The organism is Mitsuaria sp. 7 (assembly GCF_001653795.1).
GTDB lineage: Bacteria > Pseudomonadota > Gammaproteobacteria > Burkholderiales > Burkholderiaceae_C > Roseateles.
Window position 1 is genome coordinate 3,584,117 of sequence record NZ_CP011514.1, and the last position, 26,252, is coordinate 3,610,368.

Annotated in this window: 21 protein-coding genes and 2 tRNA genes; 7 read left to right on the forward strand and 16 right to left on the reverse strand. The window is 69.0% G+C overall.

Going from position 1 to position 26,252, the window contains the following annotated elements; translation table 11 throughout:
- Positions 1 to 7: 7 nt before the first annotated feature.
- The 6 genes from ABE85_RS15720 to kduI form a co-directional block, all read right to left on the reverse strand.
- Positions 8 to 1,348, reverse strand: coding sequence for an ABC transporter substrate-binding protein (locus ABE85_RS15720; RefSeq protein ID WP_067276468.1), 1,341 nt, complete (start codon positions 1,346 to 1,348; stop codon positions 8 to 10).
- Positions 1,345 to 2,562, reverse strand: coding sequence for an ABC transporter ATP-binding protein (locus tag ABE85_RS15725; protein WP_067276471.1), 1,218 nt, complete (start codon positions 2,560 to 2,562; stop codon positions 1,345 to 1,347). Before ABE85_RS15725 ends, ABE85_RS15720 begins: the two co-directional genes overlap by 4 nt.
- A gap of 4 nt (positions 2,563 to 2,566) precedes the next feature.
- On the reverse strand, positions 2,567 to 3,496 hold the full coding sequence (locus ABE85_RS15730) for a carbohydrate ABC transporter permease (protein ID WP_082938653.1): 930 nt from the start codon (positions 3,494 to 3,496) through the stop codon (positions 2,567 to 2,569).
- Positions 3,493 to 4,380: a carbohydrate ABC transporter permease gene (locus ABE85_RS15735; protein ID WP_067276474.1), complete on the reverse strand. Its 888-nt coding sequence runs from the start codon at positions 4,378 to 4,380 to the stop codon at positions 3,493 to 3,495. The genes ABE85_RS15730 and ABE85_RS15735 overlap by 4 nt, the downstream gene beginning before the upstream one ends.
- 145 nt (positions 4,381 to 4,525) lie before the next feature.
- Complete coding sequence (kduD, locus tag ABE85_RS15740; RefSeq protein WP_067276476.1) at positions 4,526 to 5,287, reverse strand: 2-dehydro-3-deoxy-D-gluconate 5-dehydrogenase KduD; 762 nt, start codon at positions 5,285 to 5,287, stop codon at positions 4,526 to 4,528.
- A 41-nt stretch (positions 5,288 to 5,328) separates the two neighbouring features.
- The gene (kduI, locus tag ABE85_RS15745; RefSeq protein ID WP_067276479.1) at positions 5,329 to 6,165 is read right to left on the reverse strand and encodes a 5-dehydro-4-deoxy-D-glucuronate isomerase; all 837 of its coding nucleotides are present in this window, start codon (positions 6,163 to 6,165) and stop codon (positions 5,329 to 5,331) included.
- A 181-nt stretch (positions 6,166 to 6,346) separates the two neighbouring features.
- On the opposite strand from kduI, the gene ABE85_RS15750 reads away from it, so the two are divergent.
- The 3 genes from ABE85_RS15750 (at position 6,347) to ABE85_RS15760 (ending at position 10,743) form a co-directional block, all read left to right on the forward strand.
- Positions 6,347 to 6,682 carry a cupin domain-containing protein gene (locus ABE85_RS15750; protein WP_067276481.1) on the forward strand — a complete coding sequence of 112 codons (336 nt, stop codon included), beginning with the start codon at positions 6,347 to 6,349 and terminating at the stop codon, positions 6,680 to 6,682.
- A 258-nt stretch (positions 6,683 to 6,940) separates the two neighbouring features.
- On the forward strand, positions 6,941 to 9,871 hold the full coding sequence (locus ABE85_RS15755) for a TonB-dependent receptor (protein ID WP_197507028.1): 2,931 nt from the start codon (positions 6,941 to 6,943) through the stop codon (positions 9,869 to 9,871).
- A 107-nt stretch (positions 9,872 to 9,978) separates the two neighbouring features.
- A complete protein-coding gene (locus ABE85_RS15760; protein ID WP_067276487.1) occupies positions 9,979 to 10,743 on the forward strand; it encodes a rhamnogalacturonan acetylesterase in 765 nt (254 codons plus the stop codon).
- 18 nt (positions 10,744 to 10,761) lie between these two features.
- Here ABE85_RS15760 and ABE85_RS15765 read toward each other — a convergent pair whose 3' ends face one another.
- From ABE85_RS15765 to ABE85_RS15795, 7 genes are all read right to left on the reverse strand, one after another.
- Complete coding sequence (locus ABE85_RS15765; RefSeq protein WP_067276490.1) at positions 10,762 to 11,760, reverse strand: sugar kinase; 999 nt, start codon at positions 11,758 to 11,760, stop codon at positions 10,762 to 10,764.
- A 148-nt stretch (positions 11,761 to 11,908) separates the two neighbouring features.
- Positions 11,909 to 14,923: a bpX6 domain-containing protein gene (locus tag ABE85_RS15770; protein WP_067276493.1), complete on the reverse strand. Its 3,015-nt coding sequence runs from the start codon at positions 14,921 to 14,923 to the stop codon at positions 11,909 to 11,911.
- The gene (locus ABE85_RS15775) at positions 14,920 to 16,878 is read right to left on the reverse strand and encodes a hypothetical protein (RefSeq protein ID WP_067276496.1); all 1,959 of its coding nucleotides are present in this window, start codon (positions 16,876 to 16,878) and stop codon (positions 14,920 to 14,922) included. Before ABE85_RS15775 ends, ABE85_RS15770 begins: the two co-directional genes overlap by 4 nt.
- Positions 16,875 to 17,351, reverse strand: coding sequence for a hypothetical protein (locus ABE85_RS15780; protein ID WP_067282849.1), 477 nt, complete (start codon positions 17,349 to 17,351; stop codon positions 16,875 to 16,877). The genes ABE85_RS15775 and ABE85_RS15780 overlap by 4 nt, the downstream gene beginning before the upstream one ends.
- A gap of 17 nt (positions 17,352 to 17,368) precedes the next feature.
- Positions 17,369 to 18,514 (reverse strand): AAA family ATPase, encoded by a 1,146-nt coding sequence (locus ABE85_RS15785; protein ID WP_067276499.1) that lies wholly within the window; start codon positions 18,512 to 18,514, stop codon positions 17,369 to 17,371.
- 160 nt (positions 18,515 to 18,674) lie between these two features.
- A tRNA-His gene (locus ABE85_RS15790) sits at positions 18,675 to 18,751 on the reverse strand.
- An 8-nt stretch (positions 18,752 to 18,759) separates the two neighbouring features.
- Positions 18,760 to 18,845: transfer RNA gene (locus ABE85_RS15795), tRNA-Cys, on the reverse strand.
- Between the two features lie 562 nt (positions 18,846 to 19,407).
- Between ABE85_RS15795 and ABE85_RS15800 the strand changes: the two genes are divergently transcribed.
- A complete protein-coding gene (locus ABE85_RS15800; protein ID WP_067276502.1) occupies positions 19,408 to 19,785 on the forward strand; it encodes a hypothetical protein in 378 nt (125 codons plus the stop codon).
- Positions 19,786 to 19,809: 24 nt separating this feature from the next.
- On the opposite strand, the gene ABE85_RS15805 is transcribed toward ABE85_RS15800, so the two are convergent.
- The 3 genes from ABE85_RS15805 to uraH form a co-directional block, all read right to left on the reverse strand.
- Entirely contained in the window at positions 19,810 to 21,063 is a 1,254-nt protein-coding gene (locus tag ABE85_RS15805) for a urate hydroxylase PuuD (protein ID WP_067276505.1), read from the reverse strand.
- Between the two features lie 286 nt (positions 21,064 to 21,349).
- On the reverse strand, positions 21,350 to 22,168 hold the full coding sequence (gene xdhC, locus ABE85_RS15815) for a xanthine dehydrogenase accessory protein XdhC (protein WP_067276511.1): 819 nt from the start codon (positions 22,166 to 22,168) through the stop codon (positions 21,350 to 21,352).
- Positions 22,169 to 22,177: 9 nt separating this feature from the next.
- Positions 22,178 to 22,531, reverse strand: coding sequence for a hydroxyisourate hydrolase (gene uraH / locus ABE85_RS15820; protein WP_067276514.1), 354 nt, complete (start codon positions 22,529 to 22,531; stop codon positions 22,178 to 22,180).
- 135 nt (positions 22,532 to 22,666) lie between these two features.
- On the opposite strand from uraH, the gene ABE85_RS15825 reads away from it, so the two are divergent.
- The 3 genes from ABE85_RS15825 to uraD are packed head-to-tail and all read left to right on the forward strand — an operon-like array spanning position 22,667 to position 26,228.
- Positions 22,667 to 23,350, forward strand: a complete 684-nt coding sequence (locus ABE85_RS15825) for a GntR family transcriptional regulator (protein ID WP_067276517.1) — start codon at positions 22,667 to 22,669, stop codon at positions 23,348 to 23,350.
- Between the two features lie 52 nt (positions 23,351 to 23,402).
- Positions 23,403 to 24,359, forward strand: a complete 957-nt coding sequence (gene puuE, locus ABE85_RS15830) for an allantoinase PuuE (RefSeq protein ID WP_067276520.1) — start codon at positions 23,403 to 23,405, stop codon at positions 24,357 to 24,359.
- 15 nt (positions 24,360 to 24,374) lie between these two features.
- A complete protein-coding gene (gene uraD, locus ABE85_RS15835; RefSeq protein WP_067276523.1) occupies positions 24,375 to 26,228 on the forward strand; it encodes a 2-oxo-4-hydroxy-4-carboxy-5-ureidoimidazoline decarboxylase in 1,854 nt (617 codons plus the stop codon).
- The last annotated feature ends 24 nt before the right edge of the window (positions 26,229 to 26,252 follow it).

Consider the following 26,252-nt stretch of genomic DNA (forward strand, 5'->3'; position numbering starts at 1 on the left):
ATGGCTTTCACTTGATCCGTTGCAGCAAGGCCTGGCCTTCCGTGACGAGGCGGCGCGCGGCATCGACATCGCTGGTCTTGTTGTACGCGACGGTCTCGAAGACCTCGCGCATGAACTTGTGCAGCCGCGCATGCTCGAACAGCGGCGCCGGGCGCTTGAGCCGGCCCGACTCGCGCTGCACCTTGATCTGTTCGTGCGCGGCGACTTCAAGTGGCGGCAACTTGCCGGCCGCCTTCAACTGCTCGTAAGGACCGCGTGCCGATGGCAAGCCGCGCGTGCGGCCGAGCAGCGCCGCGGCCTCCGGATCGGTCAGCAGGAAATTGACGAGCTTGGCCGCCATCTCCGCGCGGCCGTTCTTCTCGGCATGGCGGCTGACCGCGTACATCACGGTCGGTCGGCCGAACATGCCGCTGTCGAGCGCGCCGGGCAGCGTCGGGAACTCGCCGAGCACCAGCTTCTGCTGCTTGTCCAGCGTCGACGCGCGCAGCGCGATGACCGAGTCCCAGGTGTAGTTGCCGGCCCAGCGGCCGACCACCCAGTCGGGCTGCTGCTCGGTCGGTTTCTCGGCGCCGCCCAGGCTCGCGCGCAGCGGCAGCGGCGTCGCGACGTGGTCCGTCACCAGCCGCTTGTAGGTGCGCACCCAGTCCAGCGCCGCCGCCTCGGTCATCGCCACGCGCGGTTGCGCGGGATCGACGTAGGCCATGCCGTGCCGCTGCTGCACCCAGGCCTGGGAGAGCAGCATCATGTCGTAGAGCTCGCCGTCGAGCGGGTAGGCGTCCTCGCCCAGGATCCGGCGGAACGCCGGTCCCGTCGCGAAGAGCTCGTCCCAGGTCTTCGGCAGCGCCAGGCCGGCCCGATCGAACGCGGCCTGGTTCCACAGCATCACGCGCGCGCTGAAGGACACCGGCAGCGCGTTGAGCTTGCCGGCGACGTCGCCGTAGGCGAGGTCCTCGCGATCGAACTGCGCGAGGTCCAGCAGACGCCCGAACCGGTTCAGGTCCGCGAAGCCGTTGCCGCGCTTGCTGAACATCGCCATCCAGGCCCAGTTGATCTGCATGACCTCGGGCTCGGAGCCGCCGGCGATCTGCGTGGTCAACCGCTCCAGGTAGCCGTTGAAGCCCATGTACTCGGCCTTCACGCGCACGCCGTGGCGGCGCTCGAAGAGCGCGAGCGCCTTCAGCGTCGCCTCGTGCCGGCCGGCGCCGCCCCACCACGCGAAGCGCAGCACCGTGGGCTGGTCCTGCGCGCGCAGGCCCGACGCGGTCAGCGCCGCCGTCACGCCCGCGGTCGCCGCGACCGCGGCCGATCCCGCGGCGATGCCGAGCAGCTGTCGTCGCGGCAGGCTCATGCGTAGGTCCCGGAGGTCGACGTCGCGGACGACGTCGACGTCGATGCGGCCGTCGATGCGGATGTCGAAGCCGGCATCGTCAACAGGTTCAGCCCACTCGCCGCGTCGAACAGGTGGCAGGCCGACATCTGCAGGTGCAGCGTCACTGTGTCCCCGCGGGCGAGGCCGTGCAGCGCGATCGCCTGCTCGGCCGGGATGCGCGCGGAGATCGGAAGCGGCCCGAGTTCCGCATGCAAATAGACCTCCGACCCCATGTGCTCGGTGAAACGCAGCCGCGCGCCCACCGGCACGCTGTCGCCTTGCGCGCGCGGTGCGAGACCGATGTGCTCGGGCCGCAGGCCGAAGGTCAGCGCGCCGTCGGCCAGGCGCGGCAGCGACGTGACGCCAGCTGTCTTCTGCACCGGCAAGGGCAACTTCGCACCGCCGACCTCGACCGCCAGACCGTTGTCGGTCGCGAGCAGCCGCCCTTCCAGCAGGTTCATCTCCGGCGAGCCGATGAAGCCCGCCACGAAGGCATTCGCCGGCCGGTCATACAGCGCCGTGGGCGTGTCGACCTGCTGGATCACGCCGTCCTTGAGCACGCAGATGCGCTCGCCCATCGTCATCGCCTCGACCTGGTCGTGGGTGACGTAGACCGTCGTGGCCGGCTGGCGGCTTTCGCGCAGCGTGCGGTGCAGTTCGGTCAGCCGCACGCGCATCGCGGCACGCAGCTTGGCGTCGAGGTTGGACAGCGGTTCGTCGAAGAGGAACACGTCCGGCTTCTTCACGATGGCCCGGCCGACCGCGACGCGCTGCGCCTGGCCGCCGGACAGCTGCTTCGGATAGCGATCGAGGAGGTGCTCCATCTCGAGCAGCCCCGCCGCGTGCCGCACGCGCTGGTCCAGCTCCTCCTTCGGCGTGCCGGCCAGCTTCAGACCGAAGGCCAGGTTGTCGTAGACCTTCATGTGCGGGTACAGCGCGTAGTTCTGGAACACCATCGCGATGCCGCGCTGCTTGGGCGGCAGCGCGTTGACCGCGCGGTCGCCGATGCGCAGCTCGCCGCCGGTGATGCTCTCCAGCCCCGCGATCATCCGCAGCAGCGTCGACTTCGCGCAGCCCGACGGGCCGACGAACACCATGAACTCGCCGTCCCGCACTTCCAGGTCCACCCCGTGCACGGCCTTGAAACCGTTGGGGTACACCTTCTCGATCTTGTTGAGGCTCAGTCTTGCCATGTCGTCAACCCTTGACTCCGGAGGACGTCGCGCCCTCGATGAAATGCTTTTGCGCCGCGAAGAACACCGCCACCGACGGGATCAGCGCCACCACCGAGATCGCGATCACGTTGGCCCACTCGACCTCCTCGGTCGCGCCTATGCTCATCTTCAGCGCGAGGGAGACGGGGTACTTCTCGACCGACGCGAGGTAGATCAGCGGGCCCATGAAGTCGTTCATCGTCCAGATGAACTGGAAGACGACCACGGAGATGATGGCCGGCTTGAGCAGCGGCACGATGATGTGCCAGAGCAGCTGCAGCGAATTGCAGCCGTCGATCTGCGCGGCCTCTTCCATGTCGCGCGGGATGCCGCGCAGGAACTGCACCAGCATGAACACGAAGAAGGTGTCCGTCGCGAAGGCCGAAGGCACGATGAGCGGCAGGTAGGAATCCAGCCAGCCGATCTCGCGGAACACGAGGTACTGCGGCAGACGCAGCACGATCAGCGGCAGCATCATCGTGGCGATCATGATGCTGAAGAGCAGCTTGCGGCCCCAGAACTCGAAGCGCGCGAAGGCGTAGGCCACCAGCACGCAGGAGATCACCGTGACGATGATGCGCGGGATGGTGATCAGGAAGCTGTTGAGGAAGTAGGTCGCGAAGGTGTATTCGGTGCTGGTCTTCCAGCCCTTGGCGTAGGCGCTGAAGTCGAGGCGGTCGGGCAGGAAACCGGCGGAGGTGAAGATCTCGGCGTTGCTCTTGAAGGAGGCGCCGATCAGCCATAGCAGCGGGTAGAGCATCACGATGGCCACCGCGCCCAGCGCGAGGTAGCGCAGCGTGCGGTTGCCGCGGTCGCGGCCGAGGATCAGGGCAGGCGCGGTGCCACGACCGCTGCCCTCACCCCCGCCCTCTCCCGCAAGCGGGAGAGGGAGTTGGGAAGATCGGCGGCTCATCGCTTGGTCTCCTTCTCGCCGGAGTAGAAGACCCAGTACTTCGAGCTCCAGAAGGACAGCGCCGCCAGGCCGCCGACCAGGGCGAAGAGCACCCAGGACAGGGCCGCGCCGTAGCCGAGGTTGAAGAAACGGAAGCTCTGGTCGTAGATGTAGAGCGCCAGCACGTAGGTCGAGTGCAGCGGACCGCCCTCGGTGATCAGGTACGGGCCGTTGAACTCCTGGAACGCGTGCACCATCTGCATGATCACGTTGAAGAAGATCACCGGCGTGATCAGCGGGACGGTGATCTTCCAGAACTGCTGCATCTTGCTGGCGCCGTCGCACTCGGCCGCCTCGTAGAGCGAGATCGACACGTTCTGCAGCGCCGCCAGGAAGATCACCATCGCCGAACCGAACTGCCACGTGAAGAGCAGGACGATGGTCCACATCGAGTAGTGCTCATCGGCCAGCCACGCGATCGGCTCGATGCCCAGCTTCATCAGCACCAGGTTGACCAGGCCGTTGCGCGCGAACACGAATCGCCACAGCACCGCCACCGCGATCGAGCCGCCCAGGATGGACGGGATGTAGAACGCGGCGCGGAAGAAGTTGATGCCCCGCAGCTTGAAATTGAGCACATGCGCGATGAACAGGGCGAATCCCACGCGCAGCGGCACAGCCAGCAGCGCGAAGAGCAGCGTCACGCCCAGCGACTTGCGGAACAGCGGATCCGCGGTCGCGAGTTCCTCGTAGTTCCGCAGGCCGACGAACGTCGGCGGATCGATCAGGTCGTACTGCGTGAAGCTGAGCGCGAAGCTCATCACGAAGGGGAAAAGCTTGAACAGCAGCACGCCCAGCACGAATGGCAGGACGAACAGGAAGCCCAAGCGCTTGTTCTCGTACATCGATCCCCCCGTTGTCTCGTCGGTGGTCGATCATCAAAGCCGCGCGCGTGGTGTCTTCACCCAGCGGAACCCACAAACCGGCTCTGCCGGGTCGTCGGGTTCGCCCCCTTGAGGGGGCGCGCGCAGCGCGTAGGGGGTGGGCCCGTTATCTGGCGAGCCAACCTCCGTCCACCGCGACGGTGTACCCGTTCACGTAGTCGGATGCCTTCGATGCGAGGAACACGACGGGCCCGGCGAGATCGTCCGGACTGCCCCAGCGGCCGGCCGGGATGCGGTCGAGGATCGCGGCGTTGCGCGTCTCGTCCTGGCGCAGCGCGGCGGTGTTGTTGGTCGCCATGTAGCCGGGCGCGATCGCGTTGACGTTGATGCCGTGCGACGCCCATTCGTTGGCCATCAGCCGGGTGATGCCCATCACGCCGCTCTTGCTGGCCGTGTACGACGGCACCCGCACGCCGCCCTGGAAGGACAGCATGGACGCGACGTTGATGATCTTGCCGCCGCCGCCCTGTGCCAGGTATTGCCTGGCCACCGCCTGCGAGAAGAAGAACACCGTCTTCAGGTTCAGGTCGACGACGTCGTCCCAGTCCTTCTCGCTGAAGCGGATCGCATCCTCGCGCCGGATGATGCCGGCGTTGTTGACCAGGATGTCGACGCGGCCGGTCAGCGACTTGGCCTCGGCCACGAGGCCCTCGATGCAGCTGATGTCGCCGAGGTTGGCGCGCAGGTCGAGGAAGCGGCGGCCCAGCCGCTCGACCTCGGTGCGCGTCTCCACCGGATCGGAGACGTTGACGCCGACGATGTGCGCGCCGGCCTGCGCCAGCGCGACCGCCATCCCCTGCCCCAGGCCGGTGTTGCAGCCCGAGACGATGGCCACGCGGCCGTCGAGTTGGAAGTTGTCCAGGATCATGTCGTTCGTTCCCTTGGTGACCGTGACGGAGCCCTGCGCGCTCAGCGCAGCGTCGTCATCGGCACGTGGTCCATGTCCTTGAACACCTGGTTCTCGCCGACCATGCCCCAGATGAAGGTGTAGGCCTGCGTGCCCACGCCGGAGTGGATGGACCAGCTCGGGCTGATGACCGCCTGCTCGTTGCGCACGACCAGGTGGCGGGTCTGCGTCGGCTCGCCCAGCATGTGGAAGACCACCGCGTCGGACTTCATGTCGAAGTAGAAGTACACCTCCATGCGACGGTCGTGCTGGTGGCAGGGCATCGTGTTCCAGAGGCTGCCCGGCTCCAGCTGCGTCATGCCCATCAGCAGCTGGCAGGTCGGCAGCACGTCGGGCACCAGGAACTTGTGGATGGTGCGGCGGTTGCTGGTCTCGGGCGAACCCAGCGTCTCCGGCGAGGCTTCGGCCAGCGTCACCTTGCGCGTCGGATACGCGGTGTGCGCCGGCGCGCAGTTGAAGTAGAGCTTCGCGGGATTGGCCGAGTCCACGCTCTTGAACTCGACGATCTTCGCGCCCTGGCCGACGTAGAGCGCCTCGCGCGGGCCGACGTCGTACTGCGTGTCGTCGACGAAGACACGTGCCGCGCCGCCGATGTTGATCAGGCCGAGCTCGCGCCGCTGCAGGAAGAAGTCGGTGCCGGTGTACTTGCCCAATTCGGCCGAGAAGGTCACCGGCTTGGTCACCGGCATGATGCCGCCGACGATGATCCGGTCGATCTGGCTGTAGGTCAGCGTCGCCTCGTCGGGCTTGAACAGGTCCTCGACCAGGAACTGCTGGCGCAGGCCTTCGGTGTCCAGGGTGCGGGCGTGTTCACTGTGGATGGGTTGGCGGATTTCCATGTCGTCTCCTGGCGGTTCCTGTGGCTTCACGAGCTCTGATGGGATCGCAGCGTACGGGCCTGCGGACTTTCCCGGAACTATGGTTTCCATCTAGTGAACCGCTGTTTCAATTTTCTGCGGCCTCGCTATAGTTGCTCGCAACGACGGCCAAGAACCGTCCTGAATCCAGGAGACATCCCCGATGAGCAGCCCGTACTTCCTGAACGACGACCAGCCGTGGACCGAGCTCGGCGACGGCATCCGCCGCAAGATCGTCGGCCACACGCCGGAGCTGATGTCGGTGCTGGTGCAGTTCGACCAGGGCGCCATCGGCACGCCCCATGCGCACGATGCGCATGACCAGATCGCGTTCGTGATCAGCGGCTCGTTCGAGTGCGACGTCGGCGGCGTGAAGCGCGTGCTCAAGCCGGGCGACGCGTTCGTCGCGCCGCGGCTGACCACGCACGGCGTCGTCGCGCTGGAGGCCGGCAGCACGCTGCTGGACCAGTTCTCGCCGCGGCGCGAGGACTACCTCTGACCTGAATCCCCAGGGTCCGCGCGCGCCGCGGATCGCATCGTCCAGCAGTACCGAGGCGGCATCGCACTACAGCGCTCCCGCTCCCTACCCTGCCGGCGCCCTGCGCGCGCCTGCGACCCCATGCCGCGAGAGCGACGGGCCACGATCCCACGCCCGCGGCCGCAAAAGAACCTTGGAGACAACGTCATGCCCCATCGCATTGGGACTCGCCTCGGGACGTCCGCCACGCCTCGATCCACGCCTGTGGTCACACCACGTTTGACCCGACTCGCCGCCTGCCTCCTCGGCGCGGCCACGCTGTCGCTGCCTGCCTGGAGCCAGGACCAGGCCGCGCCCCCTGCGGCCGCCGCATCGGCGGCGGACAAGGCGCTCGACACGGTGGTCGTCACCGGCATCCGCGCCTCGCTGGAAAGCGCGCTGAACGCCAAGCGCCAGGACCGCGGCATCGTCGACGTGATCAAGGCCGAGGACATCGCCAAGTTCCCCGACACCAACCTGGCCGAATCGCTGCAGCGCATCCCGGGCGTCGTCATCGACCGCGACGCCGGCGAGGGCCGCAACATCACCGTGCGCGGCCTGGGCGCGGACTTCACGCGCGTGCGCATCAACGGCATCGAGGCGCTGGCCACCACCGGCGGCACCGACAGCTCCGGCGGCGCGAACCGCTCGCGCGGCTTCGACTTCAACGTCTTCGCCGCGGAGCTCTTCAACACGATCACCGTGCGCAAGAGCAGCTCCGCCGAGGTGGACGAAGGCTCGCTGGGTGCGACCGTCGACCTGCAGGCCGCGCGGCCCTTCGACTTCAACAAGCGCGTCATCGCCGCCTCGGTGAAGGCCCGCTACAACGACCTGGCGCGCGAGACCGATCCGCGCGCGGCCTTCCTCCTCAGCGACGTGTTCCTCGACAAGAAGCTGGGCGTGCTGGTCTCGGGCGCGTACTCGAAGCGCCGGCTCTTCGAGGAAGGCTTCTCGACGGTGCGCTGGGACAACGGCCCCTCGTCCGGCGGCTGGTGCTCGCCGCAAGGCGTGACCCCCGCGAATCCGACGACCACCGCCGCCAACTGCGGCCCCGCCGCGCAGGGCGTGCCGCGCCTGCCCGCGTCGGCCGGCGCGACCGCGGCCTACAACGCGGCCAGCAGCGCCGACAACTTCCACCCGCGCCTGCCGCGTTACGGCCGGCTCACGCATGACCAGGACCGGCTCGGCCTGACCGGCTCCATCCAGTTCAAGCCGACGGACAGCACGCTGCTGACCTTCGACATGCTGTACTCGAAGCTCGACGCGACGCGGCGCGAGGACTTTCTCGAGGCCATCTCGTTCAGCCGCACGGCCAGCCAGGGCGGCAAGCCGCAGACCAGCGTGGTGGAGGCGCAGTACGCGCCCAACGGCGCACTGCAGTACGGCGTGTTCAACGGCGTCGACATCCGCGCCGAGTCGCGCTACGACGAGCTCACGACCACCTTCCGTCAACCGAGCCTGACGCTGGAGCAGGACATCACCGACCACCTCAAGCTCAATGCGAAGGTGGGCCGGGCGGACTCCAAGTTCCGCAACCCCGTGCAGACCACGGTCACGCTGGATGCCTTGAACGTCAACGGCTACACGCTGGACTTCCGCAACAACGACCGGCTGCCGGTCATCAAGTACCCCTTCGATCCGACGGCACAGAACGGCGCGCTGCAGATCGTCGGCGTGCCGCAGGTCACCACGGGCACGCAGCCGACGACGGTCACCAACACGACCACCAGCGAGATCCGCATCCGGCCGCAGGGGGCCAACAACGTCAACGACATCGCGCATCTGGACCTGGCGTGGGAAGTGATGCCGGACACGCTGACGTTGAAGGCCGGGGTCGACTACAAGAAATACAGCTTCGACACCTTTGAGTTCCGGCGCATCAACCAGAACGACACGATCTTCTCGCCGGCGGCGGGATCGGGCGTGCTGACGAAGATGCTGACGGGCTTCGGTCGCGGGCTGAGCCTGCCGGCGGGCACGCCGACCTCGTGGGTCATCCCCGACCTCAACGCGATCGCCGCGGCCTACGACATCTACTGCAACTGCATCAAGAACGGTCCCGCGGGCGGTCCGGGCGACTACACGCTGTCCTCCACCACCAACGGCAACGCGCGCGGCAACAACCGCGCGGTGGTGGAGAAGGACACCGGCGGCTTCGTGCAGGCGGACTTCGAAGGTCGCGTGCTGGGCTTGCGCATGCAGGGCAACGTCGGCGTGCGCTACGTCGTGACCGAGCAGGACGCGACCGGCTACCTCGCCACCGGCGGCGGCACCGAGGTCGTGATCGGACAGAAGTACAAGGACTGGCTGCCGGCATTGAACGTCTCGGCCAACCTGACCAAGGACCTGATCGCGCGCTTCGCGGCGGCCAAGGTGATGGCGCGTCCTCAGCTGGGCAACCTGAATCCGGGCGGCACCATCAGCACCACCGGCACGCTATCGATCACCACGGGCAACCCGTACCTGAAGCCCTTCCGCGCGAAGACCTTCGATGGCAGCCTGGAGTGGTACTTCGGCCGCAACGCCTTCATCGGCGTGGGCCTGTTCCAGAAGAACATCGACACCTACATACAGAGCCTGCGCACCAACGCGCCGTACAACCAGACGGGGCTGCCGATGTCGCTGCTGCCGTCCAACTTCACCGGCGAGGAAGTGTTCCAGCTCACCACGCCGATCAACACCCCCGGGGGCAAGCTGCGCGGCATCGAGCTGAACTACCAGCAGCCGTTCACCTTCCTGCCAGGCTGGGGTAAGAACTTCGGCACGGTGCTGAACTACACCTACGTGAAGTCCAAGATCACCTACCTGATCTCGCCGACCAGCAACTCGACCATCTCGGACGACCTGCTCAACATGTCGCCCAAGTCGTGGAACGCGACGCTGTACTACGACGACAACACCTTCAGCGCGCGGGTGTCGGCATCCAAGCGGTCCTCGTTCCTCACGCGCGTGCCGGGGCAGAACAACAACGACGTCGAAGGGAAGAACGCGTCGCTCAACGTGGACGCGTCGATCTCATACAAGGTCAGCGACAACCTCACGATCACGCTGGAGGGCGTCAACCTGACCAACGAGGTGAACGACCAGTTCATCTCGAGGGCACGGAACAGCCCGGTCGTCTATCACGTGACAGGGCGGGAGTTCCTGCTGGGGGCAGCGTACAAGTTCTGACGCAGCCCGCTTGACTGCGTGAGGATGAGCGCCGACTCTCCACGGGGCATGGGGCATCCCTCCGGGAACCCCAAGCCCCATTCCGGTCGCATCACCACGGAGGACTCATGAAGAAGTCATGGCTCGCGGCGCTGGTCCTTGTGGCTGGCGCCGCACATGCGCAGGACGCGCCGTCTTCGCTGCGCGTGATCCTCGTCGGCGATTCGACGATGGCCACGAAGAGCGGCTACGGCGATGCGCTGTGCGCGCGCTTCAAGCCGGAGGTGAGCTGCCTCAACGTCGCCAAGGGCGGACGCAGCACGAAGAGCTTCCGCGCCGAAGGCCTCTGGGGTCAGGTGTTGACGCTGCTGCGCGATCGACTGGCAGGCCAGGCCGACGTGGTGCTGATGCAGTTCGGCCACAACGACCAGCCCGGCAAGCCGGGCCGCTCCACCGACCTGCAGACGGAGTTCCCGGTGAACCTCGCGGGCTACATCGCCGACGTCGCGCCGACCGGCGCGCGGCTGGTGATGCTGACGCCGCTCACGCGCCGGAGCTTCAATGCGCAGGGCAGGCTCGAGAACAATCTGCGGCCTTGGGCCGACGCGACGATCCGCGTCAGCGCGGAGCATCAGGTGCCTCTGCTCGACTTGAACGCGATCAGCCACGCCGCGGTCCAGGCGATGGGCGAGACGGAGGCAGACACGCTCGCGATGGCGCCGAAGCCGATCGACGCGCCCGCGCAGGCCGCGTCTGCGCCGGAACGTGCCGGCGCCGCGAATCCCGTCTTCGATCGCACGCACCTCGGCGCCAAGGGCGCGCAGGTGTTTTCGGCGATGGTCGCCGAGCAACTGGTCGTGGTGATGCCGGAGCTCAAGCGCTGGATGCGCTGAACACCGGGCTGGCGACCTTCAGAGCAGATCCGCCATCGCTTCGACGGGAATGATCGCGCCGGGATGGCCGATCACACGCGCCGCGACGCGGTTGCCATGCGTTGCCGCGCTCACGGCATCGTGCCCCGACAGTCGACGTGCCAGATAGCCACCGGCGAAAGAGTCGCCCGCTGCCGTCGTATCGACGACGCGCTCGACCCACTGCGTCGGCGCTTCGAGCCACTCGCAGACTCCCTCTCCCGCTTGCGGGAGAGGGTTGGGGTGAGGGCCAGCGGCCTGCGCAGGCCGCCGTTGCGCGTCGCCGGCACGAACGAGCGTCGATGAAGCGCCGCGTTTGATCAGCATCTCCGGCGGCGACAGCGCCTTCGCATGCGCGATGGCCGCATCGATGTCGGGCAGATCCATCAGTGCCTGATGATCGTCCGCCGTCACCAGCGCGATCGTGGCGAGCGAGAACGCCCGTTCGAACTCGACACGCGCCGCGTACCGGTCCGCCCACAGGCGAGGCCGGTAGTTGTTGTCGAAGACGACGTGGGCGCCGCGCTCGCGCATCGCGCCCATGAGCGCGTAGAGCCGCTCGCGCCCCGCCGGCGGCAGGATCGCCAGCGTGATGCCGCTGAGGTAGAGCGCATCGAAGTCGTCCGCGTGGATCTCCAGCGGCGTGCGCTCGACGTCGAAGTACGCCTTCGCCGCGGCGGTGTCGCGCCAGTAGTGGAAGCTGCGCTCGCCGCGGCCATCGACCTCGATCATGTAGAGCCCCGGCATGCGGCCTGCGAGCCGCCGCACCAACCGCGTAGCTATGCCCTGTTCGCGCCAGCGATCGAGCAGACCGGAACTGAGACCGTCCTCGCCGACGGCCGTCGCATACGCCACCTCCAGCCCCGCCGCCGCGCCGCAACGACGCAGGTAGACGGCGGTGTTGAAGGTGTCGCCGCCGTAGCCCAGCGTCATCGCGCCGAAGGCCTCGCCCTTGAGCTCCAGCATGCATTCGCCGATCACGGCCACGCGCGTTGTCATCGAGTCGTCCCCTCTTCCACCGTCTCCGGGTGTTGCGTCATTCCACTTTTGAAACGACGTTCCGGATTCTGATTTCAGAGGCGGGCCAGCACCACCGGGGTGACCCGGAGGTGGGGATGTCGGGGGACGGGGGGCGCTTCCGTCCGGCTCAGCGTCGCCCGGCCGGCGAAAGCCGCCACTGACGGCACGTGGCGGTGTCGAGCGCGATGACGCGGCCCTCGTCGTCGAAGAACATCCAGGTGCCCCGGAAGTAGCGCGACCGCGGCGGCTTGTCGGACCGCCACGGCCAGCGGGCATGCAGGCGCCCCGTCTCGTAGCAGACCAGTTCGACGCGAACGGGTCCTGGCAACTCGTCGGCTCCCTCGCCATCCAGGCAGGTGGCGATCCATCGATGGCCGAAGCCGATGGTCCACCGCGCCTCGTCCAGAAGGACCGGGAACTGCCGCTTCGCATCCGTCGGATCCTGCGGCTGCAGACACTGCAGACCGTCGGCGTCGGTGAAGGCGTGCAGGTCGATCACCCGGCCGTCGTTGATCGCCACGCGCCGCGTCGGAATGCCGCCCTTCGCGGGCATCAGCGCCTGCAGGGTCTCGCGTCGGACCAGGCGACGCGTCGGCAGGCTGTAGACCCAGAGCTCATCGGCCAGCCGGCCCCCGTCGCCCGCGACCCACCAGTGCTCGAGGTCCTCCCGCGTGTCCACGGCCATGACCCGCCCCGGCAGGTCCGCGACCTGCCACAGCACCTCGCCCAGCAGGGGCGCCGAGACGTCGAGCACCCGCACGCGGTTGTCGGTCGACGTCGTCCAGCTGTCGCCGTCGAACTGCGATGAGTACGCATGGAAGGTGTGCGTGCCCAGGTCGACGACGCGGTCCTGCGGCACGATCAGGCGGCTCACGCGCCACTCGTCGACGCGGCGGCGCGCCAGCAGCAGCGCGGAGCCGCCGTCGAAGGCGCCCACCAGCCGATCCGCCGGCACCGGCAGATGCGCACGGCGGCGGCCTTGCGCGTCCAGTCGCACCACGCCCGAATCACCGAGCGCCAGCAGCCATTCCCCGTCGGGCAGCGGCAACGCGTCGAACACGGCCAGCCCGCAGGCTTCCGGCGTTTCGCCGGCCAGGGGTTCGTCGCGTTGATGCAGCGCCACGGGCTTGCGGTCGATCACCGAGCCCTTGATCGCCGGCAGATCCGCGGCGAACGCGGCGTCGCCGACGAACCGCGAGAAGCGCGTGATCTCATCGACGCCCAGCAGCGGATGCGCCAGGCGCAACTGGTCTTCGAGCAAGGGGCCGATCAGCCGCAGCGCGATGCGACGCGCCTCCGGCACGAGGGCGGTGAAGGTCAGCAGTTCATCGGCCATCGCGGCGCGCTCGACCGAACTCGCCGGCGTGAAGATCCAGCGGTCCAGGGCCTCCTGCTGAAGCCCCAAGGTCTGCGGCCATCCCTGCACGCGCCAGATCAGGCCCCGCGCCGCCTCGGCACCGCCGGCGGCCGCCATGGTCGCGAGCCAGCTCGCGGCGCGATCGCGTTCGTCGGTCACCGGCCAGAGGGTCCGGACGGCCGCGCGGAACTCACCGCGCTGGGCCAACGAGTCGGCCCACTCGATGCGCAGCCGGCGCGCGACGTCGGGCCACTTCTTTTCCAGCTCGACGACGGCGGCCGCGAACGCGCGATCGCGCCGCGCCACGCGCACGGCCTGACGCCAGTCCCCGGCCAGCGCGTAGTAGCGCACGATCACCGAAGGCGAGAGGTCCCAGCCCAGCGCCAGCTCGGCCGCCTTGGCGAACTGCTTCTGGCGCTCCAGCAGGTCCAGCGCGCTCTGCTTCTCGTTCAACAGCACCGCCAGCACGTAGGCCGCCTCGTCGAAGCGGCCTTGCGCCTCCAGGCGCTCGGCCGTCCTGCGATAGAGCTGGCGCAGGTGATCGAACAGCGCGTCCCCGCCGAAGAAGGCGGTGCCGCCATGGGTCGGCCCCGCCAGTGACAGGTCTTGCCGCGGTCCCAGCAGGAAACCCGGCCCCCGCGAGAGATCCTGCACCGGGTCGCCGCCCAGCGGCGGTGCGTGCCGCAGCGCGTCCTTGAGCTGGTCGTCGTCGAACATGCGCATCACGCGGCGCATGTAGGCCGCGTTGCGCACGCCGATCAGCGACATCAGGCCGGTCGTGGCCGACAGGCGCGCGGCCCACCGGCGCCAGGCCTGCGGACGGAAGTCGGCGCGCTTCAGCCGCTCGCGCAAGCCGCCGGCCAGACCGCTGCCCTTGCCGTTCTTGCCGGCCTGGGCGCCGTTGCCGGTGCCGGGACTTCCCGCCCTGCCGGCGCGCGTCCGCGCCGTCGCACGGTGCTGTCGTCCCGAGACGGTCGACCACATCGCCAGTATCGCCACCAGCACCAGGACAGCGATGGCGACGGACAGGAACAGGACCCAGAGGTTCGTGCCGGCGACGTCCCCCGGTCGAGTCCGTACCTCCGCCGCGATCCGCAGCACCGCGATCACGCCGAACATCGTCAGCACGACGTGCCCGCGAGACCAGCCGCCCGGGTCCTGTCCGTCGGCATCGGACGTCACACGCCCCGCCGCGCCGCGCGTCGACTCGCCCTTGCCCGCGCGGCGCCCACCCAGACGGCGCATGGCCTCGAGCATGTCGAGCGTGGCGGGCGCGATCTCGCCCGGTACGTCCGGTCCCAGCACGTCGCGCAGCTCACGCGGCGCCACGACCAGTTGCGCCTCCGGCGCCGGCAGCGTCAGGTCGAAGGTCTTGATCAGCGGCGCGTCCACGGCGATCCACTCGGACGGGTCAGCGCGCCCGGCCTCGGCGAAGCGCAAGGCGCGCAGCCGTCCGCCCTCGGCCAGCCACGCATCGGCGCGGCCAGGACCGGCGCCCTCGCCGTGCCGCATCCATTCCTCGCTCGTCACCGCCGCGCTGCACAGCACGCCGTGCTGTCGACGCAGCGGCCAGGCCCCGATCGCGCCGCAGTCCATCCAGCGCGCCGAGGGCCAGCACAGCAGATCGCCGTCGGCGAAGCGGTACAGCGATGCGCCGTCCCGCCAGTGTTCCAGCACCGCGCCACGCCGTGCCGCCTCATCCAGCCACGCGGCCGGCCACCACAGCGCGTCGACCGGCTGGCGCCCCGCCAGCACCGGTTGGCGAATGTCCGCACCCGCGCTCATGGCGTCGGCTCCTTCTGCTCATCGGTCATGTCGTCCCGGGCCACCATCAGCACCTGGCCGTCCTTGCCGTCCATCACGATCAGCTCGCGGTCCCGCGTCAGCACGGCGACTCGGCCCGTCTCGGCGCAGACCTCCGCCTGCACGATGTCGGCGGCTATGCTGAACAGCGGCCGGATCGCGCCCGACGACATTCGCGCCACGGAGCGGCGATCGCTGCCGATCACGATCAGTGCCGCGGAGTCCTCGTCGTGCGGCGTCGTCAGGCCGATCACCTTCGCACCATGGGGCACCCTGAGGGTCGCCCGGGACAGGTCGGGGAACGGCGCCTCACTGATCAGGGCCATCCCCGGCGACGCCCAGCACAGATCCCAGGTCTCGACAGGCGTGCGCTGCGACCGGGCCGCCAAGGCCGCCGGCATCGGCGACTGGCCTCGGCCTCGATCCGGACGCAGCGCCAGCAGCGCGCGGTCCGCCGCCTTCGTCGCCGGCATCATGGGAATCCCGCTCAGTTGCCGGGACGCCATGCCCAGCCACCCCAGACACACCTGTCCCTCCGCCAGGTAGACGGCCAGCGCCGACGTGGATGTCACGCCCGCGAGCGCGATCACCTCGTAGCCGATGGCGCGCAGCGGCGCATCGCGCGGTCCGGGCTGCCCCGGCCAGAACGACAGACGCTTCGTGCTGTCGACGAGCAGCAGCGCCGACTCCTTGCCGTCGTGCAGGCTCACCATCGGCATCCACCGGGCCGTGCCGGGGACGTGCACGAACACATCGGTCTCGCCCAGCTGGCGCTGGACGAAGCGTTTCACCTGCCAGCCCTGGAAGAGGCGGAGCTCCCCGCACTGGATCAGCGCATGTGCGCTCAGACCGCTGAGGCCGAAGGCGATGGGCGTCGCACGAGCGGCCCACTGGGGCGTACGGCGCTGCACGGGCCGTCCCGATGCCGGCGAAGGAATGGAGAAGATCAACGCCGTGTGCGAGCCCTCCACGCCCGGCACCAGCACCGAGCCGCCACCGCGTGAGAACACGGGCGGATGCGTCAGGGCCATGGGCGGCGCGTTGCCGCGCGGCGGCGCGCGCTTGCCCGTCCCCTTCGGACGCGCCCCCTGGAGCGATGAGGAGCGCTCCGGCGTCTTGAAGTCCGCCCGCATCAGCCGTGCGGCGAGGCCCTCTTCGGGCAACGGCAAGGTCGTCCGCCGCGTCGCGCCGGGCGCGGCGAAGGCGACATCCAGCTGCGGCGACGTCCACTGGAGTCGGAAACTCAGCACTCGCTCGTTGCCCGCGGGCGCGGCCAGGTCCGGCGTCGGCGCGCCTATCCACCAGACCTCGGCGTCGGAGAGATCCTGGCCGGGTTGCCCGCTGTCGTCGTGCGATTCGCCCGACGCGGACAACACCGCGCGCCAGGCGTCGCGATCCACCTCGGAGGCGGACGTCAGCGTGCGCGACGTCATCAGCCGCGCGAGGTCGGCGCTGCGCGCGGCGCCGTGCAGCGCGCCCGGCTGCTGCACGATGCCCCAGCGCAGCGTGCCGCCGAGGTCCGCGGCGCGGCGCGCCAGCAGCACCCATGCGGCCAGATGCGCCAGCCGCGGCGCCCCGAGCTGCAGCGGCCCTGCGTCGAAGAGCGCGACCACCGCGCGGTCCGTGGGCATCGCCTTCAACGCGGGCGCCAGGAACAGATGTTCCGAAGCGGCCGCGCGGCGCAGGAATTCCTCCGGCAGCTCGTCGGCCAGCAGCCATTCGGTCGTCAGCAGGCGGTCGTAGGGACCGCGCGACCGCAGATCGCCGAGTCCCTCGGGCTGCGTGTCGGCGCGCCCCGATCGCGCCTGCACCGGACCGGCCAGGTCCTGCAGACGACGCACCAGATCGCCCAGCGATTCAGCCAGCGCCAAGTCGAACCAGCCCAGCCAGTCGCGCCAGCGATGCAGCGGCGACGGCAGTTCCATCGGCGCGCTCATGGTGAGGGGTCCGCCACGGCCGGCTCCGCAGCGACCGTCAGCTCGACCTCCCAGCGCGCCGCGAGCAGGCGCAGCGTGGCGTCGTCGGCAGGCTGCGCGCGGTCCAGCGGGAGCACGATCTCCGGCGACGGCCACAGCAGCAGCGGCGACCGCGGATAGCGCCGCCGCAGTGCGCGCCACACCAGTTCCGGATCAAGATCGAGCGTCGCGTGCGTGGGCAGCCAGAGCGTGGTCACCCGCGGGCTCGGCGCGGCGTAACGCACGCCGTCGACCCACGGCACGACGGCGGTGTTGCCCAGCACGACCAGCCAGTCCTCGGCGGCGGTCAATTGCAGGCCTTCGCGCTGTGTCGGCGGGAGACCTCCCAACCGGGCCAGCAACGCCCGGCTCGCAGGGCCATGCGCGACGGCCGCCTGCGGGCGCGGTGCCGCGTCCTCCGCCGGCGGCCGCCACACCCAGCGGTGCGGCGCCACGGCTCGGTCCGCCGCGGTCATTGCAGGGTTGCGCCGCCGGTCGGAGCGATGTCGCCGCGCGCTCGCGCCAGCAACTGCTCGCGGACCGCCGCGAGCTCGGCAGGCAGTTGCTCCGCGGAGAAGTTGGCGTCGATCTCGCGCAGCACGCTTTCCACCGCCGCGCGTTCCGGCTTCTCCGCCACCTCCAGGCAGGCCTGGGCCTGCGCGAGCAGCCGCCCGACCCGCGACAAGGGCTGCATCGCGGCGTCCTCGACGGCGAAGCGCAGGTGCGGATGCTCCGCGTGAGCGAACAGGTCCTTCAGCACGTCCCGCGCCTGCAGCTGCGCCTGCTGCGTCGGCAGCACGTAGCGCAGCGGCCAGAGGTCCGCACGCGTCGCCTCCAGGCGACCCGCCAGCACGGCCGCCGCGCCGATCAGGCGCTGCGCCTTGACGATGCGTCGATCCGACAGGCGAAGGCCGGCGGCGCGCAACTGGCGGATCGCGTCGGCGAGCGCGGGACGCACCGTGTCCATGCGGACCTCGCGCAGCTGCCGGCTCAGCAGGTCCAGATGGGCCATGGCGCCGACCCCGTCGACGGTCTGGAAGTCGCTGCGCCAGCCGCCTTGCAGCAGCGCCTCGAGCTGCTCGTCGGGCACGGGCTCGACGAACGCATGGAGCAGGAACCGGTCGGCGAAGGCGGCGAGCGCCTCGTCCTCGGGTAGCGCATTGGCGGCGCCCACGCACACGCGCAGCGGGCAGGCGAGTTGCGTATGACCGCGCCGGAAACGGCGCTCGTTGAGCACACCCAGCAGCGTGTTGAGGATCGCGGTCGAGCCGAGGAACACCTCGTCGAGGAAGGCAACGTCCGCTTCCGGGAGCATGCCGGTGACGTCGGTCTCGACGGTGCCCTCGCGCAGCTTGCGCAGGTCGACGGGACCGAAGAGTTCGGTGGGTTCGGTGAAGCGGCCGAGCAGGTATTCGAAGTAGCGTCCGCCGAGCGCCTGCGAGACGCGGCGCACGACGGCGCTCTTGCCGGTGCCGGGCGGTCCGACGACCAGCAGGTGTTCCTGCGCCACGGCGGCGAGGACGATCAATTCGGCCAGCGGCTCGCGACCGACGAGGCCGGTCGTGGCGGCATGCAAGGCAGCGCGCAGCTCGCGCGCGGCATCGGAGATGGCGGTCATGGCAATGCGGCTCTGCGGCCGGGTTCGGTTCCTTCCCGGCTCGACGCGCGCGTCCTCCCTCCGGGGCTGACGTGGATTATGGCGACTCTGCTCCGGCCTCCCTGCCGCGAGACGCGCCACGACGCTTCAACCGAGGGGTTTCCCTCGATGGTGAATGGCATGGGGTGACCGGTCGGGATCGAACCGACGGCCTCCGGGGCCACAACCCGGCGCGCTGACCGACTGCGCTACGGCCACCCTTGAACTGGACTCGACGCCCGGATTCGAACCGGGGACGGCTTGCGCCAACGGATTTGCAATCCGTCGCCTTGAACCTCTTGGCTACGTCGAGATGAAGGTCTGAGAAATCCTCTCTCGGCTGTGTCCGCACGCGAGCCCGGCCGCCTGCGCGGTGCGTCTCGCTGCATGCCGGCGCGGCCGCGTCGGCACACATGCACGTCGAGCCGGCCCGCCGCTTGTGCACGGACACACCCGAGAGAAGAAGAAGAAGAAGAAGAAGAAGAAGAAGAAAAAAGGAAAACGGAAAACAGGAAGGCCCGGATCCTTGCGGAGTCCGGGCCTCTTTCGAGTCCTGCGAATCGTGGCGCGCTTGTCGGCTAAGCCTTGCGCGCTGCGTGATCCGCCCCGTCATCCGCACCGGCCATCCCGCGATGGTGGCCCTCGGTGTCATGGAAATGACAGGAGCAGCGATGCGCGCTCACCAGGGACGCAGCCACACCGCCGGCAGGCAGTGCGTTGGTCTGGAGGGAGATGGCGCGGTTCATGATCAGCTCGTCGATTTCTGGCGTGGATCAGGTCGTTCGACCCGTTCCGTGGTTCTGGAATGAAGCGGATTGTGAACACCGTTCACATCGTCGTCAAGTAGAATTTGTGAATACTTTTCACATCGCCCCGTGACCACGCCCACCTCGACCCTCCGCCGCCAGAACGTGCTGTCGCTCTTCCAGGAGTTCGTCGAGCAGAGCATCGCCGCCGGCGGATCGCCGAAGGGACTCGAAGCGGCGTTCGCGGAGAAGCTCGAAGTGAGTCGCGCCACCTGGAGCATGGCCAAGTCGGGCGAGCGCCCGATCGGGGACAAGCTCGCGCGCCAGTTCGAGGACCGCTGCGGTCAACCGTCCGGCTGGCTCGACGAGGAACGCGCGCCCAAGGGCATGAGCCAGGCCGAGCAGCAGTTCGTCGCGCTCGCGCTCAAGACCTACCGGGAGACCAACAGCGACGGGCGGAAGAAGCTGCGACAGGTGCTCAAGACCTGGTCGACGGACGCTGCATGAGCGGCAGGACGCGGATGAGCGTCCTCACCTCGCCTTGAACCACCGTCCCAACGCCGCCCGTTCCTCATCGGTGATGCCGGTCGCGTTGTTCAGCGGCATGGTCTTCTGCACCACGACCTGCTGGTAGATCTCCGCCGCGTGCTGTTCGATCATCTGCGGCTCGTGGAACTGGATGCGCTTGGGCGCGAGCGCCGCGTTGTGGCACGCGAGGCAGCGCGCGTTGACGATCGTCCGGACCTGTTCGAACGACACCTCGGCTGACTCGTTGAGCGCGATGGCCGAGCTGGGGCCAGGTGTTGCCGACGAGCCCGCCGTCGTCGTCGGGGGAACCATCGTGACGGGCACCATCGCCGGCTGCGGCGCCAGCCACGCGATCAGCACCGCGAGCAGCATCACCACCGCCACGAGCAGCGGCCAGGCGTCGATGCCCTTGTGACGCTTCACGAACCAGGTGCGCACCAGCGCGCCCGTGAGCATCAGCATCACCAGCACCAGCCAGTTGTGCGCATGGCTGTAGAGCATGCCGTAGTGGTTGGACAGCATCGCGATCAGCACCGGCAGCGTGAAGTAGGTGTTGTGCACGCTCCGCTGCTTGCCGCGCTGGCCGTGGACCGGGTCCACCGGCCGCCCCGCCCGCATGTCGGCGATGACCTGCTTCTGGCCCGGGATGATCCAGAAGAAGACGTTCGCGCTCATCATCGTGGCGATCATCGCGCCCGTGATCAGGAAGGCCGCCCGGCCCGCGAAGAGCTGGCATGCGGCCCACGCCGCGCCCACGACGGCCACCGCGATCAAGCCGAGCACCACGCCGTCGTTGCCGATCGAGCCGTCGGCCTTGCGACCGAAGCGCCGGCAGATCTGGTCGTAGACCAGCCAGCCGCCGACGAGGAAACCGAGCGCCCCGGCCACGGCCGCGGGGGCGCTCCAGTCGAAGACGCGCTTGTCGATCAGGTAGGTGTCGGCGTTGAAGAGATACAGCAGCGCGAAGAGCGCGAAACCGCTCATCCACGTCCAGTAACTCTCCCAGTAGAACCAGTGCAGGTGCTGCGGCAGGTTGGCCGGCGCGACCATGTACTTCTGCGGGTTGTAGAAGCCGCCGCCGTGCACCGCCCAGAGTTCGCCGTCCACGCCCTTGGACTTCAGGTCCTCGGCCTGCGGCTTCACCAGGTGGTTGTCCAGCCAGACGAAATAGAAGGAGGCGCCTATCCAGGCGATGGCCACGATCACGTGCAGCCAGCGCAGCAGCAGATTGGCCCAGTCAAGCAGGTAGCTGTCCATCAACGAACGTCGAGCAAGATCCGGACCACCACTGCGGGCGCTGTGAACCGGCAAGCGTCGCGCTGAGAAGATCGGGGCGCCGCGGCGACGTTGAGGATCCAAGTGTATACAGTTTGGCGTGCGGACTGCGACGGCCGCTGGCCCTCACCCCCGCCCTCTCCCGCAAGCAGGAGAGGGAGCAAGAGGAGCAGGCGCTGCGAGTAGAGCCAGTCGGACTCCCTCTCCCGCTTGCGGGAGAGGGCGGGGGTGAGGGCCAGCGGCGGTGGAAGTACGGAAGATGAGTCGCTCAACGCGGCTCGGCCGGTTCCTGCATCGCCTGCGCCACGACCGACAGCGCCACCATCTCGGGTTGCTTGCCCGGAATACCCGGGATGCCGATCGGACACGTGACATGTGCCAGCTCCGCGGGCGTGAATCCCCGCGCCTCCAGCCGATGGCGGAAGGTCGCCCATTTGCTCTTGCTGCCGATCAGGCCGATGTACGGGAGATCCCGCGACTCGCGCTGGCGCCGCAGGCACGAAGCCAGGATGTCGAGGTCCTCGGCGTGGCTGAAGCTCATGATCAGCACGTGCGAACCCGGCAACAGCGTCGGCACCGCGCCCTGCACCGGCTCGGACTGTTCGGCGCGGACGTTGTCCGGCAGCGGCTCCGGGAACATGCCGTCGCGGCTGTCGATCCAGTGCACCGTCGCCGGCAGCTTGGCCAGCAGGTCGACGATCGCGCGTCCCACGTGTCCACCGCCGAAGAGCACCACGCGCCGCCACTCGCTCTGATCGCCGAGCCGGTCGGCCAGTCCGGCGATCGACTGCGCGTCCAGCCAGTCGAAAGTCAACCACACGACGCCGCCGCAGCATTGGCCGAGCGACGGCCCGAGCGCGAAGCGCTGGCGCGCCTCCAGCACGCGCCCCGCCGCCAAGGCCGCCCGCGCCTTCGCGATCGCGTCGAATTCGAGCTGCCCGCCGCCTATCGTGTTCACGACGTCGGACGCGGTCACCGCCATCCATGCGCCGACCTCACGCGGTCCGCTGCCCTGCAGTTCGTCCACGCGCACCAGCACCGCCGGCTCGCGCGCGAGTCTCAGGGCCAGCGTCTGCCAGGAGCGCATGCGGGGACCTCAGCTGCCCCGGTAGGTCGAATACGCCCAGGGGCTCGCCAGCAGCGGCACGTGATAGTGCGCGCCGGGATCGGCGATCCCGAAGTCCAGCGGCACCTCGTCCAGGAAGGCCGGCTCCGGCAGCGTCACCCGGCGGCTGCGGAAGTACTCCGCCACCGCGAAGACCAGCCGGTAGCGACCGACCTGCAGCGTCGCGCCTTCCAGCAGCGGACCGTCCGCCCGTCCGTCGGCATTCAGCGTCAGCGCCTGCAGCAGACGAGGCTCGCCCGCTTCGATCCGGTACAGCCGCACCGCCATGCCCGCAGCCGGGCTGCCGTGCATGGTGTCGAGGACGTGAGTCGTGAGCTTGCCCATCGGCGCCTTCAGTGAATGAGGGTGTGAAAGCGCAAAGTGTATACACTCTCGAACACACTGCACACCCGCCTCCACTCAGCGTCTCTCCTCCCTTCGTCTCCACGCACGTCCACCACGTCCGTCAATCACACCGCCATGAACGCCCGGGACATCGACGCCAGCGCTTCCGTCACCGGACGCATCACCGCCGCGATCACGCAGGCGATCGTGGAGCGTCGGCTGATGCCGGGCACCAAGCTGGTGGAGCAGCAGCTGGCGGACATCTTCGACTGCTCGCGCACGCTGGTGCGCCAGGCGCTGAACCAGCTCAGCCGCGACCGGCTCGTGCGGCTGGAGCCGGCGCGCGGCGCCTTCGTCGCGCAGCCCAGCGTCGAGGAGGCGCGACAGGTCTTCGAGGTGCGCAAGATGCTGGAGGCAGCCATGCTGGCCGACCTCTGCCAGCGCATCACCCCTGCGCAGATCAAGCAGCTGCGGGCCCATCTGAAGCAGGAGCGCGAGGCCGTCGCCCGCACCGACGTCCCCGGCCGCACGCGGCTGCTGGCGGACTTCCACGTGGTGCTCGCCCGCATGCAGGGCAACGAGGTGCTGGCGCAGCTGCTGACCGACCTGCTCTCGCGCAGCTCGCTGATCGCGCTGATGTACCAGAGCTCCCATTCCGCCGCCGAGTCGCAGGCCGAGCACGATGCCATCGTCGACGCGCTCGAGGCGCGCGACAAGCGCGCGGCGCTGAAGCTGCTCGATGCGCACCTCGGCAACGTCGAGGCCAACCTGCGGCTCGATCCGCGCGTGCAGGACCTGAAGTCGGTCCTTCAGCGCTGATGCGGCCGCGCTCCTTCGACACGTTCATCGACACCGCCATGAAGTCCTTCGCATGAAGCCCGTCGTCTCCCCCGGATATCCCCGCGACCTCGTCGGCTACGGCGAGCACCCGCCGCACGCGCAATGGCCCGGCCAGGCGCGCATCGCCGTGCAGTTCGTCCTCAACTACGAAGAGGGCGGCGAGAACTCGGTGCTGCACGGCGACGCCGGCAGCGAGCAGTTCCTGTCCGAGATGTTCAACCCGCCGGCCTTCCCCGCGCGGCACCTGAGCATGGAAGGCATCTATGAATACGGCTCGCGCGCCGGCGTGTGGCGGCTGCTGCGCGAGTTCGAGAAACGCGCGCTGCCGCTGACCGTCTTCGGCGTGTCGATGGCGCTGGAACGGCATCCGGAGCTGACCAGGGCCTTCGTCGAGCTGAACCACGAGATCGCCTGCCACGGCTGGCGCTGGATCCATTACCAGGGCGTCGATGAAGCCATTGAGCGCCAGCACATGGACATCGGCATGGACATCATCCAGCAGTTGACCGGCGAGCGGCCGTCGGGCTGGTACACCGGCCGCGACAGCCCGCACACGCGCCGGCTGGTGGCGGACTTCGGCGGCTTCGAGTACGACAGCGACTACTACGGCGACGACCTGCCCTTCTGGCTCAACGTCCGCAAGACCGACGGCGCGCTGGCGCCGCACCTGGTCGTGCCCTACACGCTGGACTGCAACGACATGCGCTTCGCGCTGCCGCAGGGCTTCAGTCACGGCGACGAGTTCTTCGAGTACCTGCGCGACACCTTCGATGTGCTCTATGCGGAAGGCGCCGAGGCGCCCAAGATGATGAGCATCGGCATGCACTGTCGGCTGCTCGGCCGGCCGGGCCGGATGCGCGGGCTGCAGCGCTTCCTCGACCACGTCGAGAAACACGACCGCGTCTGGGTCGCCCGGCGCGTCGACATCGCCCGCCACTGGCGCGCCACGCATCCGTTCGATGCGGACAAGGCCTTCGTCTGGGGCTGAAACGCTGGACTTCCGATGAGCCACTCCTCCCCCACCCTGGCGCCCTCGCCGACCTTGTCCCTCGCCACGCTGAACGGCGCGAGCGAGGACGGGTTCATCTCGCTGCTGGACGGCGTCTATGAACACTCGCCGTGGATCGCGCAGCGCGCCTTCGCCGTGCGCCCCGCGGGCGGTTTCGCGAGCCTCGCGGCGCTGAAGCATGCGATGGCGACCGTCGTGCGCGAGGCCGCGCTCGACGAGCAGCTCGGCCTGATCCGCGCGCATCCGGAACTCGCCGGCAAGGCGATGGTCGCGAAGTCGCTCACCGCGGAATCGACGAACGAGCAGAGCCAGGCCGGCCTCACGAATTGCACGCCGGAAGAGTTCGCGCGGCTGCAGCAGCTGAACGCCGACTACAACGCGCGCTTCGGCTGGCCCTTCATCCTCGCGGTGCGTGGCCCGCGCGGCGACGGCCTGTCGCGGCGGCAGATCATCGACACCTTCGCGCGACGCCTGAACGGCCACCCGGACATCGAGCGCGCCGAGTGCCTGCGCAACATCCACCGCATCGCGGAGATCCGCCTCAACGACAAGTTCGGCAACACGTCCGACGTCGTGCCGACGCTCGGCAACCAGGTCTGGGACTGGGCGGAATCGCTCGCGCGGTTCTCCGATCCCGGCTTCGCGGAGAACGGCCAGCTCACCGTCCTCTATCTGACCGAGGCCCATCGCGCGGTTGCCGCACAGCTCGCGGACTGGATGCGCGAGTGCGGCTTCGACGAGGTCGGCATCGACGCCGTCGGCAACGTCGTCGGCGTCTATCACGGCGAGCTCCAGGATCAACACGATCAGCAGGACGGACCGGCCGATGAACCGCCGCGACTGCTCACCGGCAGCCACTACGACACCGTCCGCAACGGCGGCAAGTACGACGGGCGCCTCGGCATCCTCGTGCCGATGGCCTGTGTGCGCGAGCTCAAGCGCCAAGGGCGCCGGCTCAAGCATGGCATCGAGGTGATCGGTTTCTCCGAGGAGGAAGGCCAGCGCTACAAGGCGACCTTCCTCGGCTCCAGCGCGCTGGTCGGTCGATTCGATCCGGCCTGGCTGGACCAGGCCGACGCGGACGGCGTCGTGCTGCGCGACCTCATGCGCGAGGCCGGACTGCCCGGCACCATGGCCGCGATCCAGGCGCTGAAGCGGGATCCGGCGCGCTACCTCGGGTTCATCGAAGTCCACATCGAGCAGGGGCCGGTGCTCAACGAGCTCGACCTGCCGCTGGGCATCGTGACCTCGATCAACGGCAGCCTGCGCTACGTGGGCGAAGTGCGCGGCCTCGCCTCGCACGCCGGCACGACGCCAATGGACCGGCGGCGTGACGCCGCCGCGGCCGTGGCGGAGCTGATCCTCTACGTCGAGGAACGCGCCGGCGCGGTGCCCGAGGTCGTCGGCACCGTCGGCCAGCTGCAAGTGCCCAACGGATCGATCAACGTGATTCCCGGCCGATGCCGATTCAGTCTCGATCTGCGCGCGACGACCGACGCCGCGCGCGATGCGCTCGACGCCGACGTGCGTGCCCGTCTCGCCGAGATCTGCGAACGCCGCGGCGTGACCTTCACACTGGAACGCACCGAAGCTGCCGCCGCCGCGCCCAGCGATGCGGCATGGCAGGCGCGCTGGGAATCGGCCGTCGCCGCGCTCGGCCTGCCGGTGCACCGCATGCCCTCGGGCGCCGGCCACGACGCGATGAAGCTCCATCAGGCGATGCCGCAGGCCATGCTGTTCCAGCGCGGACTGAACCTCGGCATCAGCCACAACCCGCTCGAAGCGATCAGCAACGACGACACCGAACTCTGCGCGCAGGCCTTCCTCGCGCTGCTCGACCGGCTGTGAACGCCGCCCGACCTTCCGGACAAG

What these genes read in the sequence shown, in the direction of transcription:
- ABE85_RS15725 (WP_067276471.1), bottom strand. Translation starts at nt 2,562, where the DNA reads ATGGCAAGACTGAGCCTCAACAAGATCGAGAAGGTGTACCCCAACGGT.
- uraH (WP_067276514.1), bottom strand. Translation starts at nt 22,531, where the DNA reads ATGGGCAAGCTCACGACTCACGTCCTCGACACCATGCACGGCAGCCCG.
- puuE (WP_067276520.1), top strand. Translation starts at nt 23,403, where the DNA reads ATGAAGCCCGTCGTCTCCCCCGGATATCCCCGCGACCTCGTCGGCTAC.
- kduD (WP_067276476.1), bottom strand. Translation starts at nt 5,287, where the DNA reads ATGATCCTGGACAACTTCCAACTCGACGGCCGCGTGGCCATCGTCTCG.
- xdhC (WP_067276511.1), bottom strand. Translation starts at nt 22,168, where the DNA reads ATGCGCTCCTGGCAGACGCTGGCCCTGAGACTCGCGCGCGAGCCGGCG.
- ABE85_RS15750 (WP_067276481.1), top strand. Translation starts at nt 6,347, where the DNA reads ATGAGCAGCCCGTACTTCCTGAACGACGACCAGCCGTGGACCGAGCTC.
- ABE85_RS15765 (WP_067276490.1), bottom strand. Translation starts at nt 11,760, where the DNA reads ATGACAACGCGCGTGGCCGTGATCGGCGAATGCATGCTGGAGCTCAAG.
- ABE85_RS15730 (WP_082938653.1), bottom strand. Translation starts at nt 3,496, where the DNA reads ATGAGCCGCCGATCTTCCCAACTCCCTCTCCCGCTTGCGGGAGAGGGC.
- uraD (WP_067276523.1), top strand. Translation starts at nt 24,375, where the DNA reads ATGAGCCACTCCTCCCCCACCCTGGCGCCCTCGCCGACCTTGTCCCTC.
- ABE85_RS15760 (WP_067276487.1), top strand. Translation starts at nt 9,979, where the DNA reads ATGAAGAAGTCATGGCTCGCGGCGCTGGTCCTTGTGGCTGGCGCCGCA.
- ABE85_RS15825 (WP_067276517.1), top strand. Translation starts at nt 22,667, where the DNA reads ATGAACGCCCGGGACATCGACGCCAGCGCTTCCGTCACCGGACGCATC.
- ABE85_RS15785 (WP_067276499.1), bottom strand. Translation starts at nt 18,514, where the DNA reads ATGACCGCCATCTCCGATGCCGCGCGCGAGCTGCGCGCTGCCTTGCAT.
- ABE85_RS15720 (WP_067276468.1), bottom strand. Translation starts at nt 1,348, where the DNA reads ATGAGCCTGCCGCGACGACAGCTGCTCGGCATCGCCGCGGGATCGGCC.
- ABE85_RS15770 (WP_067276493.1), bottom strand. Translation starts at nt 14,923, where the DNA reads ATGAGCGCGGGTGCGGACATTCGCCAACCGGTGCTGGCGGGGCGCCAG.
- ABE85_RS15805 (WP_067276505.1), bottom strand. Translation starts at nt 21,063, where the DNA reads ATGGACAGCTACCTGCTTGACTGGGCCAATCTGCTGCTGCGCTGGCTG.
- ABE85_RS15735 (WP_067276474.1), bottom strand. Translation starts at nt 4,380, where the DNA reads ATGTACGAGAACAAGCGCTTGGGCTTCCTGTTCGTCCTGCCATTCGTG.
- ABE85_RS15775 (WP_067276496.1), bottom strand. Translation starts at nt 16,878, where the DNA reads ATGAGCGCGCCGATGGAACTGCCGTCGCCGCTGCATCGCTGGCGCGAC.
- kduI (WP_067276479.1), bottom strand. Translation starts at nt 6,165, where the DNA reads ATGGAAATCCGCCAACCCATCCACAGTGAACACGCCCGCACCCTGGAC.